Origin of the sequence: Nocardioides sp. SYSU D00065 (assembly GCF_017916425.1) — a bacterium.
Lineage (GTDB): Bacteria > Actinomycetota > Actinomycetes > Propionibacteriales > Nocardioidaceae > Nocardioides.
Window position 1 is genome coordinate 1669492 of sequence record NZ_JAFMSX010000001.1, and the last position, 17748, is coordinate 1687239.

A 17748-nucleotide genomic window follows, 5' to 3' on the forward strand; every position below is an offset into this window, starting at 1 on the left:
GAGCCTAGGCGAGCGGCGCGCTCGTGCAACTGGGAGTTACACCCGGCGCAGGTCGCGCGCCATGGCCAGCAGCCCCAGGACCGGTCCCGGGAGCAGGAGCCACGACACGTGCGGGCCGAGGTCGCCGACCAGGGCCGACGCCAGCGCGATGGCGCCGATCGTGAGGGCGAACCCGATGCCGTTCTGCACCGCCAGCGCGCTGCCGACGAGGTGCGGCGGGCACGCCCTGGCCGAGAGCGCCGAGAACTGGGCCGAGTCGGCCACGACCGCGACGCCCCACAGCACCAGCACCGCCAGCACCAGCCAGGACGGCCCGCCGGCCACGAGCGGGTAGACCAGGCAGATGGTGCCCGAGGCGGCGAGCGCCGCCGCGGCCACGCGCGCCTCGCCGACCCGCCCGCTCCACACTCCGCCGGCGACCGAGCCGACCGCCCCGGCGCCGATGACGACGAACGCCCACGCGCTCAGCTCGCCCGGACCGCCGACGACCACGTCGAGGAGCAGCAGCGGCACGACCGTCCAGAAGGCGTAGAGCTCCCACATGTGGCCGAAGTAGCCGAGGGCGGCACCGCGGTAGGAGCGCACGCGGAACGCCTGGAGGACCGCGCCCGGACGCAGGCCGCGGGCGTCGCCGCGCGGCAGGTGCGGCCCGTCGCCGAGCCGCAGCACGGCCGCGCCGGCGGCCAGCGCGAGCGCGGAGGAAGCCAGCACGACCGCGCGCCAGTCCCATCCGACGCCGAGCGAGGAGACCAGGTGCGGCAGCGCGGTCCCGAGCGTCAGCATCCCGACCAGCCAGCCGAGCGCCCGGCCCGCGCGGTCGGGGGCCCAGGAGACGACCAGCTTCATGCCGAGGGGGTAGATGCCGGCCAGGCACAGGCCGGTGACGAAACGCCAGGCCATCCCGGACACCGTGTCCTCGGCGAGCAACGCGAAGCCAGCGTTGGCGGCGGACCCGAGCACGCAGGCGCAGGCGAAGATCCGGCTCGCTGCGTAGCGGTCCGCCAGGCTGGTGACCGCGCCGAGCAGCGTCCCGGTCACGAAGCCGGCCTGCACCGCCATCGTCAGCCGTCCGAGGTCGGCGTCGCTCAGGTCCCAGATCCCGCGGAGATCGGCGGCGGCCGCGTTGGCGCTGAACCACAGCGAGGTGCCCAGGAGCTGCGCGACGACCACGACCGCGACGGCGAGTGCTCCCTGCCGCCTGTCCACGGCCCCCAGCGTGCCAGACGGCCTCGGCGACGACCGAGCGGCGCCGCGCCTCAGGCCTGGACAGCCGCCCCGCTCGCGACCAGGGCATCGATGTCGCCGATGCCCCACGCGGCCAGCGCCTCCCGCGTGTGCTCGCCAGGCAGGGCCGGCGGCGCGCCGACGGCGGTCGCGGTGCGCGAGAAGCGCGGCGCCGGCGCCGGCTGGGTCACCCCGCCCGGCGACACGAACGTCCCGCGAGCGGCCAGGTGCGGGTGGTGCGGCGCGTCGGCGAGCCGTACGACGGGCGCGACGCACGCATCGGTGCCGTCGAACACCTCGGCCCACTCGGCCTGCGTCCGCTCCCGGAACCTCCGGGTGAGCGCCTCCCTGATGCTCGCGTGCTGGGCGGGGTCGTCGCGGTCGGGCAGCGCGACGCCGATCCGCTCGACCAGGGCGGCCCAGAACTGCGGCTCGAGGGCGGCGACGCTGACGTGCCGGCCGTCGGCGGTCTCGTACACGTCGTACCAGGGCGTGCCGCCGTCGAGCAGGCCGGAGCGGCGCCGGTCGGGGTCCAGGCCCATCGCCGCGAAGCTCGACCCGATGGCGTTGAGGTGCGCGGCGCCGTCGACGATCGCGGCGTCGACGACCTGCCCGCGGCCGCCGGCCCGGGCCTCGATCAGCGCGGCGAGGACGCCGATGACCAGGTACGTCGAGCCGCCCCCGAAGTCGCCGAGCAGGTTGCCGGGGAACTGCGGCCGGCCGGGGTCCTGGCCGAGGCCGTGCAGGGCGCCGCTGACGGCGACGTAGTTCAGGTCGTGGCCGGCGACCTCGCTCCACGGTCCGTCCTGGCCCCATCCCGTCATCCGGGCGAACACGAGCCGGGGGTTGCGGGCCAGGCACTCCTCCGGGCCGAGCCCGAGGCGCTCGATCGCGCCGGGTCGCATCCCCTCGACGAGCACGTCGGCGCGCTCGACGAGGCCCAGCACGGTCGCCACCGCCTCGGGGCGCTTGAGGTCGAGCGCGACGCTCGGCCGGCCGCGGTTGAGCAGGTCGGCGCGGCCCCCGGCGAACATCCCGCCGCCCGGTCGCTCGATCCGCACCACGTCCGCGCCGAGGTCCGCCAGGACCATGCAGGCGTGCGGTCCGGGCCCGATCCCCGCGATCTCGACCACCCGCACGCCCCGCAGCGGACCGGTGCCCTGCCCCAGCTCGTACGTCATGCGCCGATGATGACACCGTTGCTGTCGGGGTCGCTGTGGGGCGGGATTTAGTGATCCCCGGCTGGCCGGGGGTTCCGCAGGTTGTCGGCCCTTGCATGGCCTGACAACTTCAGGGATCCCCGGCCGACCGGGGATCCCTCAACCACGCCAGGCTTGCAACTCGTTGCATAGGTCGGCGACACTCCATGCATGGCCCTCGAGCACGCGCTCCTCGTCGCGCTGAGCGAGCGACCCGCGAGCGGCCTCGACCTCACCCGACGGTTCGAGAGGTCGATCGGCTTCTTCTGGCACGCGACCCACCAGCAGATCTACCGCGTGCTCGCGCGGATGGAGGCCGACGGCTGGGTCACCGTCGAGGTCGTCGAGCAGGAGGGACGACCCGACAAGCGGGTGCACACCCCGTCGGCGACGGGTCGGCGGGTGCTCGCCGACTGGCTCGCCGCCCCGATCCCCCGCGAGACGTTCCGCAGCGAGCTCGCCGTCAAGCTGCGCGGAGCGGCGTATGGCGACCGCGCGGCGCTGACCCGCCACCTGCACGGCGTCCGCGCCGACCACGCCACCCGGCTCGCGCACTACGAGTCGCTGGAGCGCGAGCAGTTCCCCGACCCCGCCGCCCTCGACGAGGCGGGGCTCGACCAGTGGCTCGTGCTGCGCGGCGGCATCCGGCTGGAGCGGTTCTGGATCGACTGGATCACCGAGTACCTGCAGGCACACGACAGGAAGCCCCACCCATGACGCACCCGCGCTACCCCCACCTCCTCGCCCCGCTGACCCTCGGCACCGGTCCGGACGCCCTGGTGCTGCGCAACCGGGTGGTGATGGGCTCGATGCACACCGGGCTCGAGGACCGTCCCTGGGACATCGACCGGCTCGCGGCCTTCTTCACCGAGCGCGCACGCGGCGGCGTCGGGCTGATCATCACCGGCGGCTACGCCCCCACCAAGCGCGGCTGGCTCAAGCCGTTCGCGTCGGAGATGACCAACCGGCTGCACGCCGCGCGCCACGAGCGGATCACCGGCGCGGTGCACGACGCCGGCGGCGCGATCGCCCTGCAGGTGCTGCACGCCGGCCGCTACGGCTACCACCCGCTCTCCCAGGGCGCCTCGGCCAGGAAGTCGCCGATCACACCGTTCCGACCGAGCGCGATGTCCAGCAAGGAGGTCGACCGCACTGCCACGGCGTTCGCCCGCAGCGTCGCGCTGGCCCGGAAGGCCGGCTACGACGCGGCCGAGATCATGGGCTCCGAGGGCTACCTCATCAACCAGTTCCTCGCCGCGCGGACCAACGACCGCGACGACCAGTGGGGCGGCTCGCCGAGCCGTCGCATGCGCTTCCCGGTCGAGGTCGTACGCCGCTCGCGCGAGCTGGTCGGCGACGACTTCCCCCTCGTGTACCGGATCTCATTGCTCGACCTCGTCGAGGGCGGCCAGACCTGGGAGGAGACCGCCGAGCTGGCGCTGCACCTCCAGGCGGCCGGCGTGACGGTGCTCAACACCGGCATCGGATGGCACGAGGCGAGGGTGCCCACGATCATCACGCAGGTGCCGCGCGGGGCGTGGCGGTCGTACACCGCCCGGCTCAAGCAGGTGGTCGACGTCCCGGTGTGCGCGTCGAACCGGATCAACACCCCCGAGCTCGCCGAGGACATCCTCGCCGCGGGTGAGGCCGACCTGGTCTCGATGGCCCGCCCGCTGCTGGCCGACCCCGCCTTCGTCGCCAAGGCGATGGACGAGCGCGCCGACGAGATCAACACGTGCATCGCCTGCAACCAGGCGTGCCTCGACCACGTCTTCAGCAACGAGCGGGCCTCGTGCCTGGTCAACCCGCGGGCCTGCCGCGAGACCGAGCTCGTGCTGATGCCGACACTGCGCAGGCGGACCGTGGCCGTCGTCGGCGCCGGTCCGGCCGGGCTCGCCGCGGCGACCAGCGCGGCCGAGCGCGGGTTCGCCGTCACGCTGTTCGAGCGCTCGCCGCGGCTCGGCGGCCAGTTCCGCCTCGCCATGGCCGTACCGGGCAAGGAGGACTTCGCCGACACCCTGCGCTACTTCATGCGCCGCCTCGAGGTCCTCGGCGTGGACGTGCGCCTCGGGACGACCGCCGGCCCCGGCGACCTCGCCGGCTTCGACGAGGTCGTCGTCGCGACCGGCGTCGAACCCCGCATCCCGGACATCCCCGGCATCGACCACCCGAGCGTGGCGTCGTACGCCGACGTGCTGAGCGGCGCCGTGGTGCCCGGGCGCCGGGTCGCGGTGATCGGGGCCGGCGGGATCGGGGTGGACGTGAGCGTCTTCCTCACCCACCAGGCGGAGGACCTCGACGACTGGTTGGCCCACTGGGGCGTCGGCGACCCCGCGCTGCACGAGGGCGGCCTGACGGAGGCCAAGCCGCGCACCCCGGCCCGCGAGGTGACGCTGGTCCAGCGCAAGACCACGCCGATCGGCATCGGCCTGGGCCGGACGTCGGGCTGGGCGCACCGTGCGGTGCTCCGCCAGTCGCACGTGACGCTCGTCAGCGGCGCGACGTACGACCGGATCGACGACGAGGGGCTCCACCTTACCGTCGACGGCGCCGCGCGGGTCGTCGCCGCCGACACGATCGTCGTGTGCGCCGGCCAGGACTCGGTGCGCGACCTCTACGACGGCCTCGACCGGCCCGCGCACCTCATCGGTGGGGCCGACCTCGCCGCCGAGCTGGACGCCGAGCGGGCGATCCGGCAGGGGACCGAGCTCGTCGCGGCGCTCTGAGAAAGTCCGGGGCACCGTTGGGCGTACGCCGCTCCGGCTGGCGGTGCGTGAGCCACATCGATGACCGCCAGGATGTGGCTGGCTCACCGCTCGACGTACGCCGCGCCCGCTGGCGGTGCGTGAGCCACATCAGGACCCGCTGGGATGTGGCTGGTTCACCGCTCGACGTACGCCGCGCCCGCTGGCGGTGCGTGAGCCACATCGGGCGGCCCTGAATTGTGGCTGGCCCACCGCCAGCGGTACAGCGCTCCCGCTAGCGGTGCGTGAGCCACATCGGGACCCGCTGGGATGTGGCTGGTTCACCGCTCGACGTACGCCGCGCCGGCTGCCAGAGCCGCATCGGGCGAGATGCCGGCCAGGTGCACCCGCAGGGGTGCCCGGTCAAGGCACCGGCGGACCGGACGAGGTCCGGTCCGCCGGGCAGCCCCTGCCGATGTGGTCGTACCACTGTTCACGGATCACGGTCGCCGCGCAGGTCGAGCCTGCGGAGCCCGTCCGCCCCAGGGGCGGGGCGAGGGCTCGATCGTAGGTCGCGTCGACGCCGTCCGCGACCCGGTTCCGGGGCGTCGAGGAGCGCGTCCCTCAGCCCAGCGGCGGGAGCGTCACGACCTGCCCGGCATAGCTGAGCCCGGCGCCGAAGGCGATGAGCAGGGCGGTGTCGCCGGGGGCTGCCTCGTCGTGGCGCAGCATCGCCTCCATCGCCAGCGGCACCGACGCGGCCGAGGTGTTGCCGGAGTCGATCACGTCGGTGGCGACCGCGACGTGCTCGGGCAGCTTGATGTTCTTCGCGAGCGTCTGGGTGATGCGCAGGTTGGCCTGGTGGGGGATGAAGGCGTCGAGGTCGTCGGGGGTGACGCCGGCCAGGCGCATCGCCTCGTGCGCGACCTCCGCCATCGCGAACGGTGCCCAGCGGAAGACGGCCGTGCCCTCCATCTGCACGACCGGGTGGTCGGTCTCGGAGTGGCCGCCCAGGCAGCTGGGGGTCTGGGTGATGACGTGTGCCTGCGAGCCGTCCGAGCCCCACGCGGCCGGGCCGATGCCCGGCACGTCGGACGGACCGACGACCACCGCACCGGCGCCGTCGGCGAAGATGAACGCCGTGCCGCGGTCGGTCGGGTCCATGAACCGGCTCAGCTGCTCGACGCCGATCACCAGCACGTGGGACTCGGCTCCCGAGCGGACCATCGACGACGCCAGGTTGATGGCATGGCAGAAGCCGGCGCAGCCGGCGGAGATGTCGAACGCCGCCGAGGTGATCCCCAAGGCGGCGGCGACCTGCGGTGCGGACGCCGGCGTGTGCTCGGGGTGGGTGGAGGTGGCGACGATGACGCAGCCGACCTGCTCGGCGCCCACTCCGGCAGCGGCCAGGGCCCGCTCGGCCGCGGTGATCGACATGCCGATGAGGGTCTCGCCCTCACCCGCGAAGCGCCGGGTCCGGATGCCCGACCGGGTCTGGATCCACTCGTCGGAGGAGTCCAGCACCTCGCAGATCTCGTCGTTGGTGACGACCCGCTCGGGCCGGTAGGTGCCCAACCCCAGCATCGCTGCGTGGGTCAGGTCGGTGGGCTGCTGGATCGTCATGGCGCGAGCATAGGGAGGGGAGCGCAGCGCCTCATCGGCCGACCGCGGGCTCGGCCTCGGGGATCGGCGCGTCCGGCACCTGATCGGGCTCGATCGGGCTCACGCCGGGGTCCCCGGAGGGCACGACGGTCGGCTCGGGCGCAGGCTCGCTCGGTGTGGTGGTCATCGTCCAGTCGTACGCCGCGACGCGCGCCACCGCAATGCCCGGTCACCCCTTGCGGTGGGTCTCGGGTCGGTCGCCCGCCCGTGGTCAGCGGGGGCGGCGGCGCTCCTGCATCTTCTGCACGGCCGACCTGATCTTGGCCTGGTTGTGTGGCTTGCGAGCCTCGTCGTAGACCTTCTTGGCGATGCCCAGCGCTGCGATCTTCTTTGCCATACCCATGTCCCGACCGTACCCAGCGGAGGGAAACGCGATCCGCACCCATCCGTGACCCGGCTCACTCCGAACCCCCGGGGAGCCGTCGGACCCGGCGGCCAGTCGACGAAGGGTCACCCTCATGCGCCTCCCCGCTCTCCGCCGCCCGTCCCCGTCCATGGCCGTCTCGGTCATGGCGCTGGTCGTGGCCTCCACCGGCACGTCGTACGCCGCCGGCCTCATCGGCTCCGACGACGTGCGGAACAACTCCCTCACCACGATGGACATCAAGGACAAGACCCTCAAGGGTCGCGACATCAAGAACGACGTCCTCGGCTCGAACAAGATCCGCAACGGGTCCTTGAAGTCCAAGGACTTCAAGGCCGGCCAGATCCCGACCGGCCCCCAGGGCCCGGCAGGCGTCGGACGCTGGGCGCTCGTCGACGCGACCGGCGCCATCGTCGCCCAGTCCGGCGGCTTCACCGTCACCGCGGCGTACCCGACCCTGGCCCCCGCCGGCACTGACACGGCCGGCCTGCGCGCCAACGGCAACGTCTACATCAACGCCGGCGAGGACCTCACCGACAACGGCGTGCTCGCCGTCGTCGCCCTGCAGAACACCGTCGACCAGAACGGCGACGCCATCACCAACGGCCGCGCCCCCGGTGCGGACGCCAACCCCGAGTTCTCCGGCGAGATCTCCGCGGCGATGTGCCAGCCCGGAGTGGTCAACTGCGCGCCTCCCGGCACGGGCAACACCCAGCACCTTGTCGTCAGCCCCCGCAACAGCGACGGCAGCGTCACCACCGACGGCGCCCGCAAGCGCTTCTACGTCGTCGTGTCGGGCGACTCGGGCGTGCTCCGCTGACGGTCGCTCCGCTCAGCCGTTGTCCCCAGACGGCGGGCCCGCTTGTTTGGGGCCCGCCGCCCGGGGAAACCTCCCTCCAGACAGGGAGGAACCCATGACCATCATCCTCGACCCCGACGCGGTCCGCGCCGGCTGGCACTACGGCGACAACGCGCACACCGAGGTGCAGGACGCGATCGCGCGCACCGCTGAGGCAGCCGGACACGACATGGCGGACCTCGCCGCGACCCTCGCCGACGCGGCGAGCGACCTCGACGGCGTGCTGCGCGTGGTGCTGGGCGTCATCGCCGAGCACCGCGTCAACACCGAGCAGTGCATCGCCGACTTCCTGGCCACCGACGGCACCTCGGCGGGAGAGTTCCATGGGCTTGCTCGATGACACCGTCGCCCGGCTGAGGGACGCCCTGTCGCTCGTCGAGGACATCGACCTCTGGCCACCGTGGGACGCCGCCCAGACGATCGTCGACGCCGTCGCGCAGGCCGTCGCGATCGCCTCCGAGCCCCCGGAGCCGGCGCCCGAGGCCCTCACCACGGCGGCCGCCGTGTGGCGCCGGATCGCCGCCTGCGTCGACCGGGCCGGCGAGGAGCTCGACACCTGCCGCGAGCGGATCGACGCGACGGCCTGGGACGGCACGTCGGGCGACACCTTCCGCACCTCGGTCCGACGGCTGCGCACCCGCACGGCCACCGTGCCGTCGGCCGCCCGTGACGTGGCCAGCGCGCTGGACGCCCTCGCCGAGTCGATGACCGCCGCGCGCGATCGCCACCGCCGCGCCGACGACATGCTGCGCGACAACCTCGAGCTCTCCTGGGGGGAGATGCCGCCCTGGGACCTCGTCGACTACCTGCGCGGCGTCGTCGAGGGGGTGGTGCACGCGATCCGCGAGGCCATCGGCGCCTACACCGACGCCAGCGACGCGGTGCGCGTCGCGCGCAACGCCATCCGCGCGGCGATGGACGAGATCGACCTCCCCGACGCACTGCCGGAAGGCGTCTCCCCGGTCGCGCTCGTCAACGGCTGGGAGGACGAGGACGGTCCGCTGTCCGGGTCGGCGCTCAAGGGCTACGACGCGGCGTTCGACCGGCTCAGCCCGCAGCAGCAGCAGGCCGTGCGGGACGCTCTGGCCGACGCCCGCAGCGACGAGGAGCGCGCGTGGATCATGGCCGGCGTCGCCTCCGGGCTGACCGGCACCGCGCTCGCCAACTACGTCGCCCGCCTGCACACGATGAGCCCGTCGGAGCTCGACGACCTCGACCCGCCGACGGACGGCTCCTACTCCCAGCCCGACCAGACGACGTGCGGCTCCTCCAGCCTGGTGATGTCGCGCATGCTCAACGACCCGGCCTACGCGCTGTGGATGGAGACCGGCTACGACCCCGCCACCGGCCGCACCGACCCCCGCACGCCCGAGCAGCGCTTCGCCGACGAGTCGCTGGACATGCACGAGCGCACCAACGCGATCACCGACCGCGACGGCGACCTCCAGTTCCCGTGGCCCGAGGCGGCCGGCACCCAGCCGTGGGCGGTCGCTGCGGAGATGTCCGCCGACGGCGGCAGCGGTGCCCCCGGCACGGAGTACGAGGTGCAGACCGTCGCGGCCTCCGACCGCGGCGCCACCTACGACCGGATCGCCGGCTCGGTGGAGGAGGGTCACCACGTCCCGCTCTACGTCGGCGACACCACCCGGCCCGGGCACGTCGTGCTCGTCACCGGGAGCACCGGGGACAGCCTGACGATCTTCGACCCCGCCTCCGGGCGGGAGCAGACCGTCTCGCGCGACGACTTCACCGGCGGCGACCTGGGCGTCTCCGGATGGGACGAGCCGTGGTTCGCCGTCACGCCGTCGTCCTGAGCGTCCTGCTCGCCCCCGTGCTGGCGGGGTGCAGCGACGACCCCGCGATCGGGTCGGACCGCGCGGACCTCGCCGCCGCGATCGCCGTGTGGTCGGACCCGTGGGTGGCCCCCACGTCCGCGACCGTCGCGGGACCGGCGCTGGGCAGCAACGGCCAGGTCGACCGGGTCGTGGGCCGGCGCACCACGCCGTACGCAGTCGAGGTGCCCGCGGCGGCGGCGCAGGAGCTGCGAGCAGCGCGCGCCGCCGGGTGGGCGCCGACGTCCAGCACGTGCGGCGACACCGTGCACGTCGCCCTGGCCGGGCCGGGTGACGCCGCCGCCCAGCTCACCGTGGCGCCCGACGGAGCCGGTGCGGAGGTGGCCGTGCAAGCCGTCACGGCGCACCACCTCGACGAGACGTGGGCGGTGCCCGCCTCCGTGGAGCGGACCTGCCTCGACGGGGAGTCCGCGCCCTTCGAGCCGCCACCCCTCGGTTCCGCACCGCTCGGCGACGCCGAGGCGTCGGACGAGGAGAGCGCCGAGTGGACGGACGACGACGCGCCCGGGGAGCTCGTCGAGGAGGTCAACGCCGACCCCGCGCTCGCCGCGCTCGGCGTGCGGGTCGCCTCGCCCCGGCTCGAGACGGGCGTCAACCGTCGCCGCGCACCGGCGGCGGAGGTGACGACCGGAGCGACCACCCTCGACGAGGTCCTGACCGTGCTGCCGGGCTGGCGACCGACCTTCGCGGCGTGCGGAGGTGGAGGCGGCACGCTGGCGACCTTCGTCCGCAACCTTGGCTCGGCGACGGCGGTGGTGACCGCCGAGGTGGGTCCCGAGGGGACGTCGCTGCGGGTGACGCTGCCGATCGCCGAGGCGCCCGCCCCCACCTGGCTCGAGGACCTGCGGGCGCTGGAGCAGCCGGCGTGCCGCGGCGACGTGTCGCGGCACGCGCGACGTACGACCGGCACGCCCGCCGTCCTGCCCAGCGACCTGACCCCGCTCGCCGGTTGAACGACCCCACGCCGAGTGGTCGCCGCGACGACCCCTTCTCATGGCATCGCGGTCACCCGGGTGCGGCACACTGAGCCGGTGACCACGAAGATCTCCGTCGCCGGGCTCGGCTACGTCGGGCTGTCCATGGCGGTGCTGCTGGCTCGGCACAACACCGTGGTCGGGCTCGACCTCGACGCCGAGCGGGTCGAGCGACTGCGCCGCGGCGAGAGCCCCATCCACGACGACGACATCACGCGCTTCCTCGCCGAGGAGGACCTCGACCTCACCTTCACGACCGACCCCGAGGAGGCGCATCCCGGCGCCGAGTTCGTCGTCATCGCGACGCCGACCAACTACGACCCGGTCACCAACTACTTCGACACCAGCTCGATCGAGGCCGTCATGCGCGACGTCCTGCGGCTCGAACCGGACGCCACGATGGTCGTGAAGTCGACCGTGCCGGTGGGCTACATCGAGGACGTCCGCGCGCGCCTGGGCACCGACCGCGTGATCTTCTCCCCCGAGTTCCTGCGCGAGGGCCGGGCGCTCCACGACAACCTGCACCCCGCCCGCATCGTCGTGGGCGAGGACTCCGAGCGGGCGCGCGCCTTCGCCGAGCTGCTCGTCAAGGGCGCCGACGCCGACGACGTACCCGTGCTCTTCACCGCGCCCACCGAGGCCGAGGCGATCAAGCTGTTCGCCAACACCTACCTGGCGATGCGGGTGGCGTACTTCAACGAGCTGGACTCGTTCGCGCTGTCGCGCGGGCTCGACACCCGCCAGATCATCGACGGCGTCGGCCTCGACCCGCGCATCGGCACCCACTACAACAACCCGTCGTTCGGCTACGGCGGCTACTGCCTGCCCAAGGACACCAAGCAGCTGCTCGCCAACTACTCCGACGTCCCGCAGACGCTGATCTCCGCCATCGTCGAGGCCAACACGACGCGCAAGGACTTCATCGCCTTCGACATCATCGACCGCGCGCCCGAGGTCGTCGGCATCCACCGCCTGATCATGAAGGCCGGCTCCGACAACTTCCGCGAGTCCTCGGTGCAGGGGATCATGAAGCGCCTCAAGGGCAAGGGCATCGAGGTCATCGTCTACGAGCCCGAGCTCGGCGAGGACACCTGGTTCGGCTCGGAGGTGACCGCGGACCTCGCCTCGTTCAAGGAGCGGGTCGACCTGATCGTGGCCAACCGGATGGTCGACGAGCTGCGCGACGTGGCCGACAAGGTCTACACCCGCGACCTCTTCGGCGCCGACTGAGGTTCGGCGGGACCCCGCTGCCTGTCCATCACGGTATGTCGCCGGATGGGCACTTCCCCCGGTGAATTCACGCAGGGAAGTGCCTGTTCACCGACATACCGTGATGAAGCATCAGCGGCGGCGGCCGAAGATCCCCCGCTTCCGGTCCGAGGCCGCCTCGACCTCGGTCGCCGGGTCGGCGCCGTCGTCGACGACCTCGTCAGCGGGTCGGTCGGCGGCGAGCACCTTGCGCAGCCGCTTCTCGGACTTGTCGGGGTCCATCGGCGGGCGGGCCCCGAGGGTGAAGCGTTCGACGACCCGCTGGTCGACCGGCACGAAGCCCACCTCGGTCGCGACGTAGGTCTTCACGCCGAACGACTCCTCGAGCAGCGCCTCCGGGTCGTCGCCCTCGGCCATCAGGCGGGAGACCCGCGCCAGCGCGGCGGTGCGCTCGAGTCGAGCCGTCGCACCCGAGGCGTACGTCAGCACGCGCGCGCCGTGGTGGGTGCGCTCGAGGTCGTCGAGCAGGGCCGCCAGGGTCGCGGGCAGGGGCGCGAGCGACACGTCGGGCAGCGTCAGCACGAACTCGGCCTCTCTGACCTCCGGCGTCGACTCCACCAGCCGCACCCGCGGCTCGTGGAGGTACGAGCGGTGCACCAGGCGCGTCTCCAGCACCGGGTCCTCGACCGGCTGGACCCGGTCCTGGTGGACCGAGCCCCACGGGCCGACGAGGCTCACCCGCAGGTCCGGGACGTCCCCGTCGAGCAGCGAGTCGACGAGGCGGATGGTCTCGTCCGCGGGACCGGCCTGCACGACCACCTCGAGGTACGGCACCTGGTAGGCCCGGCCACGGCGGTTGCGCTTGGGCCGCATCGTGGGGACGAGGTCGGCGAGGAAAGGGTCGTTGTAGCGGTTGACCTGCTCGGCGCGGCGCAGCACCTGCGAGCGGCCGAGGTGCCAGCTGCGGGCCTCGCGGTCGACGACGAAGACGCCGCCGGCCTGGGCCAGCTCGTGGCCCAGGTGCAGGTCCTCGCCGAGGCGCAGGGTGCGGTCGAAGCCGCGGGAGTCGAAGTACAGCGCGCGCGACACCGAGCCGGTCATGCCGATGTGGAAGCGCTGCGCGCGGGGTCCGGCCGTGCGCAGGTCGTCGGTCTTGGCCCAGTAGTCCTCGACCCACTGGTGCGGCTCGTGCTGCTGATCCGCGAAGAGGTCCGCCGCCCCGCCCGCCGCGACCCGGTCGCGCACCACGGCGGGCTCGAGCTCGAGCAGCGGCGCCGGGTCGACGAAGAGCTTCCAGCCGCCGGGGACGGCGTAGTCGACGAGATGGTGCCACCGGGCGTGGGCCTCGACCTCCTCGCGGTAGGCCAGCATGTCGGCGTCGTACCAGTGCAGGACGTCGCCGTCGGCCGCCCGCGCACCGAGGTGGCAGGCGTTCGCCCGGCCCCAGCCCTCCTCGACGCGGATCAGCCGGGTGTTCTCCGGCCGGACCTCGGGCAGCTCCTGCGCCGGTGAGCTCTGGTCGTCGACGACCACGACCTCGAGCAGGTGCGCGGGGTAGGACTGCGCGGCGAGGGCGGCGAGGACGTGCGGCAGCGTGTGCTGGTAGTTGAAGGTGGGGACCACCACGCTGACCGACAGCGTCGGCTCCCAGTCACCGAGGGTCGCCGGGACCAGGCTCCCCCAGTCGTTGTGGCGCACCACCGGCTGCCGCGGCATTCACCCTCCCCCGTTCGTGCCGACCGTCCCGCCCGGGACCGGCCGGTCGAGCGGGTCGACCTCCAGCACCAGGCTCGGCTGGAAACCCTCCCACTCCGAGGCCACGATGTCAGGTCGGCGGAACTCCGCGTCGTCACGCACCCAGGTGTGTCCCTCGCCCGTCCGCCGCAGGACGTAGCCCAGGCCGTGGGTGCGGTAGATCCGGCCGCCCGCCGCCTCGACGCCGGCGAGCAGCTGGGCGTCGACGAACTTGCGCACCCGCCGGAAGTCGCCGAGCGAGCGCAGCAGGCCGCGGTCGAGCAGCAGGGTGCCGCCCGCGACGAAGCGGGCGAAGAGCTCGGAGGGGTGGTTGCGCCGCACGGTGAGGTCGTCGTGGTGGAGGTAGACGAACTCCGAGGGCATCCCGACCACGTCGGCGCCGGAGAAGCGGCGCGCCATCAGCAGGTCGTGGACCGCGTCGGGGGCGTACCAGTCGTCGTCGTCGATCTTGAGCAGCACCTCGCTCGACGCGGCCCGCGCCGCGGCTGTGAGGACGTCGCCGAAGAACGTGTCGCCGTCGAAGGACAGCACCTGGTGCGGCCGGTCGCCCAGCGCCCGGCGTACGGCGTCGCGTTCCGGCTCGAAGCCGTGCGCCGCGAGCACCAGCTCCACCTCCGCGCCGCGTTGCCGGGCGACCTGTCGCAGCGCGAAGTCGAGCATCTGCGGACGCTTGGTCGCCAGCAGCGCGCTGACCGGCGGCAGCCCCACGTGGCGGGTGCCCGAGCGCGCGGCGAGCGCGGAGCGCCACGCCAGGGTCGAGTGGTGGTCGAAGGCCGCGCGGCGCACGGCGAGGCTGTGCTCCTCGCGGCGCAGCGGGTCGTCGAGGTCGACGTCGGCAGCCAGCGCCGCGGCCAGCGGCGGGGCGAGGTCGAGGACGTCCTCGGTGACCAGCGGGACGCCCGCCATCGCGAGCGCGAGGAGGTCGGCGGTGGGCGTCTGGGCGGTGAGGCACACGCCCTGGAAGGCGCGAGCGGCGGCGACGACCCCCTCGGTGACCGGCCCGCGGGTGATGCGGTCGAGCTCCACGACCGGGTGGTCCCAGTCCTTGCGGAAGCCGACCGGGTTGAACACGCGCTCGTCCACCGGCTCGGGACCGGGATCGGTCACCACCGTCGGTGCCCGGTCGATGACGTGATGCTCGGCCACCGCACCGCCCCGGCGCGCCACCACGACGTCCGGAGGTACGTCGCGCTCGGCGTCGCCGGCTCCGGCCACGTCGGGCAGCAGCACGCTGCGGGCGTCGAGGCCCGGCGCCGCGGCGCGACCGGCGTAGGACACGACGAGGCCGCCGTGGGCGGTGTCGCCGGGACCGGCCGCCTGGCGGGCCATCTCCATCGCCACCAGCTGCGCTCGTGCGCCGGAGGCGAAGCGGGCGACGGTCAGCACGCCCCGGTCCCCGGCCTCGCGGGCGGCCAGGTGGACCAGCCGCGGCCACTCCGGGCGCGGCACCAGTACCCACGGCGTGGGCGTGTCGGTCAACCAGCACGCGACGACCTTGCACTGCCCCAGCAGCGGCACGGCGCTGGCCATCCGTCGCAGCCGCGCCCGGTCGGCGGCGACCACGAGCACCGATCCCCAGCCCTTGAGCGGGCCGTCGATGGAGGACAGCGCGACGACGCGCGGCTCGATGCCGGGGACGTCCTCGATGCCGCGCAGGGCGTCGAGCGCGAGGGCGTCGGAGTCGTCGACGAGCACCAAGGTGGGCCCGGGGAGCCGGACGTCGTGCAGCGGGTGCCGTGTCGCCGGGTGCGGCGTCGATCGGTGCGGCGGAGTCGGGGGCTGGGGAGGAGGGGTCACGGTCTAGCGGTCCTTCAGCGCTCGGTGCTTCAAGGAGGCCGGCAGCGAGTGCTGCACGAGCGGCCGCGGCTGGCGCCAGAGCCAGTCGCGGCTCACGTGGTCGATGATGTGGACGCCCTCGGGCGCGGTGACCCGCACCAGCCCGCCGAGCGCCTCGGGGTCGCCGTTGCGGATCGCCTCGTCGACCTCGAACTCGCGCAGCTTGCGGTACAGCCGGGTGTTGGTGAAGTCGACGCCGTCGCGGCGCCAGTGGGCGTACTCGTCGGCGTCGAGCCACTTCACCTCGACGCACAGCCCCTGCTGCAGCACGATCCGCTCCACGCCGGGAGGAAACTCGCGCAGCTCCCAGTCGAAGGCCTTGACGAAGGTGAACTCCGGGCCCATGGGGTAGACCCACGGCTCGAGGAAGCGCAGCGACAGGTCGAGCCAGCCGGTCGACTCGTCGACCACCGTCAGCGGGTGGCGCGGCATCGCCACGATCGCGCGGGTCGCCTCCAGCTGCCACGACAGGTCGCGCAGGATCGCGGCCCCCTCCGGTGTGAGCACCATGTCGCCGTCCCACTTCATCGAGTAGGTGGTGCGGACGTGGGAGAAGCACCAGTTGTAGAAGTGCGTCAGCGAGTGCACGCTCGTGGCCGGCGTCGCGAGGTGCTCGGCGCCGGCGCGGGCCACCCGGTGGGGATAGTCGAGGACGGTCAACCGCTCGGCGGCGCCGCACTCGTCCGCGACCCGGCGCGCCACGTCGGCGGTGCCGTCGTCCGAGCCGTTGTCCACCAGCAGCACGTGCTGCACCGCGGAGAAGATGGGCGGCAGCACCCACGGCAGGTTGCGCGCCTCGTTGCGGACCCGGAAGACGCACGTCAGCCCCGGCGCCAGCGGCTCGCCGGCGGTCCACGGCCAGGTGACGTCGTACGCCGGTTCGCTCTCGAGAGAGGCGATGTCGGGCATCAGGCCGGTCCCTGCCCCTGCGGTCGCTCGCGCCCGATCGCCTTGCGCAGCCGCTGCCGGGCGGCGGGCGGCACCATGGCGCGCACCGCGTGGGGCACCCGGTCGGCGCCACGTGCGGCCGGCGCCTGCGCGGCCGCCTCGCGACGCGCCTCGGCCGCGGCCGTGCGCCGCTGCGCGACGACCGTCGAGTGGGCGAAGGCCTCGGCGTCGGCGTACTGCGCGGCGTAGTCCGCGCGGAGCCGGTCGCACCACTGGTGGTGCTCCGGGGAGTCGTCGGAGGCGACGGCGGCGAGCGCTCGCCAGGTCTCGTCGGCGAGCTCGCGCAGCCGGTCGGGCACCCCGATGTCGTCCCACGTCATCGTCACCCGGCGCAGCGACGGGTCGATGAAGCGGTGCACCGCGGCGATGTCGACGGCCATCGCGGTCTTCACCGCGTCCAGGTCGAAGGCCTCGCCGAGCGCGAAGACCGGCTGCGTCCAGTCGTCGAGCAGGTCGCCGTAGTGGACGAACGCGCGCTGCTGGCCGCGGGTGGCACGCTCGGTGTGGAGCATCATGTTGACCCACGCCGCGGTGCGGGTGACGGCTCCCTGGTCGGAGCCCGCGCCCATCTGGCCGTAGTAGGTCTGCTTGGAGCCGACCACCTCGGTGACCGGGCGCAGCATCGTGACGTACGACGACGTGGCGCCGCAGCGGTCGGCGGCCGCCCGCCACAGGCCGAGGAACCAGGCGGCGCGCGGGTCCTTGACGACGAGCTCGTCGGCGACGGCGAACTGCTCCTCGAGCCAGGCCGTGACGCGCTCGCGGGTCGCGTGGTCGGCGCTGGTCGTGCCGGTGTCGAGCCAGGCCCGCGGGCGGGCGTCGGAGACCTGGACGTTGCTGCGGGCCAGCAGCTGGGTGTGCAGGTCGACCACCCAGCGCGGCTCGCCGAAGCCCTTGGGGTTGGTGGCGTCGGCGACGACCTCCGGCTGGGGGACGTGCAGCCCGAGCGTGCGGAGGGTCCCGGCCATCGTGCTCGTGCCGCTTCGGCCCGACCCCACGACGAACACCACCCGACGTCGACTGGTCATGCGCCGCAGCCTATCGGTGGGACCTGCGGCCGGGACGCGGTCGCCGGGTCGGCGGGGCTGGGGCGGCGATGAGGGATCCCCGGCCGGCCGGGGATTCCTCAGGTTGTCGGCCCGTGCAAAGCCTGACAACCTCAGCGACCGCCTGACAAGGGC

Annotated in this window: 16 protein-coding genes; 7 read left to right on the forward strand and 9 right to left on the reverse strand. The window is 73.6% G+C overall.

The genetic code is table 11. The annotated features are described in order from the left end of the window. Positions 1–36: 36 nt before the first annotated feature. On the reverse strand, positions 37–1206 hold the full coding sequence (locus J3P41_RS07940) for an MFS transporter (protein WP_210649625.1): 1170 nt from the start codon (positions 1204–1206) through the stop codon (positions 37–39). Between the two features lie 50 nt (positions 1207–1256). Then, a complete protein-coding gene (locus tag J3P41_RS07945; RefSeq protein ID WP_210649626.1) occupies positions 1257–2405 on the reverse strand; it encodes a CaiB/BaiF CoA-transferase family protein in 1149 nt (382 codons plus the stop codon). A 189-nt stretch (positions 2406–2594) separates the two neighbouring features. On the opposite strand from J3P41_RS07945, the gene J3P41_RS07950 reads away from it, so the two are divergent. Continuing rightward, positions 2595–3140: a PadR family transcriptional regulator gene (locus J3P41_RS07950; protein WP_210649627.1), complete on the forward strand. Its 546-nt coding sequence runs from the start codon at positions 2595–2597 to the stop codon at positions 3138–3140. Continuing rightward, entirely contained in the window at positions 3137–5149 is a 2013-nt protein-coding gene (locus tag J3P41_RS07955) for an NADPH-dependent 2,4-dienoyl-CoA reductase (RefSeq protein WP_210649628.1), read from the forward strand. Before J3P41_RS07950 ends, J3P41_RS07955 begins: the two co-directional genes overlap by 4 nt. A gap of 582 nt (positions 5150–5731) precedes the next feature. Here the strand turns inward: J3P41_RS07955 and J3P41_RS07960 are convergent. The 3 genes from J3P41_RS07960 to J3P41_RS18930 form a co-directional block, all read right to left on the reverse strand. Next, positions 5732–6730 (reverse strand): beta-ketoacyl-ACP synthase III, encoded by a 999-nt coding sequence (locus J3P41_RS07960; protein ID WP_210649629.1) that lies wholly within the window; start codon positions 6728–6730, stop codon positions 5732–5734. Between the two features lie 31 nt (positions 6731–6761). After that, positions 6762–6896, reverse strand: coding sequence for a hypothetical protein (locus J3P41_RS18925; protein WP_282594802.1), 135 nt, complete (start codon positions 6894–6896; stop codon positions 6762–6764). 84 nt (positions 6897–6980) lie between these two features. After that, a complete protein-coding gene (locus tag J3P41_RS18930; protein WP_282594803.1) occupies positions 6981–7112 on the reverse strand; it encodes a hypothetical protein in 132 nt (43 codons plus the stop codon). A 115-nt stretch (positions 7113–7227) separates the two neighbouring features. Between J3P41_RS18930 and J3P41_RS07965 the strand changes: the two genes are divergently transcribed. The 5 genes from J3P41_RS07965 (at position 7228) to J3P41_RS07985 (ending at position 12049) form a co-directional block, all read left to right on the forward strand. Beyond that, the gene (locus J3P41_RS07965) at positions 7228–7953 is read left to right on the forward strand and encodes a hypothetical protein (protein WP_210649630.1); all 726 of its coding nucleotides are present in this window, start codon (positions 7228–7230) and stop codon (positions 7951–7953) included. 94 nt (positions 7954–8047) lie between these two features. Next, positions 8048–8332: a hypothetical protein gene (locus tag J3P41_RS07970; RefSeq protein WP_210649631.1), complete on the forward strand. Its 285-nt coding sequence runs from the start codon at positions 8048–8050 to the stop codon at positions 8330–8332. After that, positions 8316–9806 carry a hypothetical protein gene (locus tag J3P41_RS07975; RefSeq protein ID WP_210649632.1) on the forward strand — a complete coding sequence of 497 codons (1491 nt, stop codon included), beginning with the start codon at positions 8316–8318 and terminating at the stop codon, positions 9804–9806. The genes J3P41_RS07970 and J3P41_RS07975 overlap by 17 nt, the downstream gene beginning before the upstream one ends. Then, entirely contained in the window at positions 9779–10798 is a 1020-nt protein-coding gene (locus tag J3P41_RS07980; protein WP_210649633.1) for a hypothetical protein, read from the forward strand. The genes J3P41_RS07975 and J3P41_RS07980 overlap by 28 nt, the downstream gene beginning before the upstream one ends. Positions 10799–10876: 78 nt before the next feature. Next, positions 10877–12049: a nucleotide sugar dehydrogenase gene (locus tag J3P41_RS07985; protein WP_307861884.1), complete on the forward strand. Its 1173-nt coding sequence runs from the start codon at positions 10877–10879 to the stop codon at positions 12047–12049. A gap of 111 nt (positions 12050–12160) precedes the next feature. Here J3P41_RS07985 and J3P41_RS07990 read toward each other — a convergent pair whose 3' ends face one another. From J3P41_RS07990 to J3P41_RS08005, 4 genes are read right to left on the reverse strand one after another with little or no spacing between them, the layout of a single operon-like run. Next, the gene (locus J3P41_RS07990; RefSeq protein WP_210649634.1) at positions 12161–13744 is read right to left on the reverse strand and encodes a glycosyltransferase; all 1584 of its coding nucleotides are present in this window, start codon (positions 13742–13744) and stop codon (positions 12161–12163) included. Beyond that, on the reverse strand, positions 13745–15580 hold the full coding sequence (locus J3P41_RS07995) for a glycosyltransferase family 2 protein (protein ID WP_210649635.1): 1836 nt from the start codon (positions 15578–15580) through the stop codon (positions 13745–13747). It abuts the gene before it with no gap. A gap of 3 nt (positions 15581–15583) precedes the next feature. Next, positions 15584–16528 carry a glycosyltransferase gene (locus tag J3P41_RS08000; protein ID WP_210649636.1) on the reverse strand — a complete coding sequence of 315 codons (945 nt, stop codon included), beginning with the start codon at positions 16526–16528 and terminating at the stop codon, positions 15584–15586. Beyond that, complete coding sequence (locus tag J3P41_RS08005) at positions 16528–17595, reverse strand: sulfotransferase family protein (protein ID WP_210649637.1); 1068 nt, start codon at positions 17593–17595, stop codon at positions 16528–16530. Before J3P41_RS08005 ends, J3P41_RS08000 begins: the two co-directional genes overlap by 1 nt. Positions 17596–17748 lie beyond the last annotated feature (153 nt).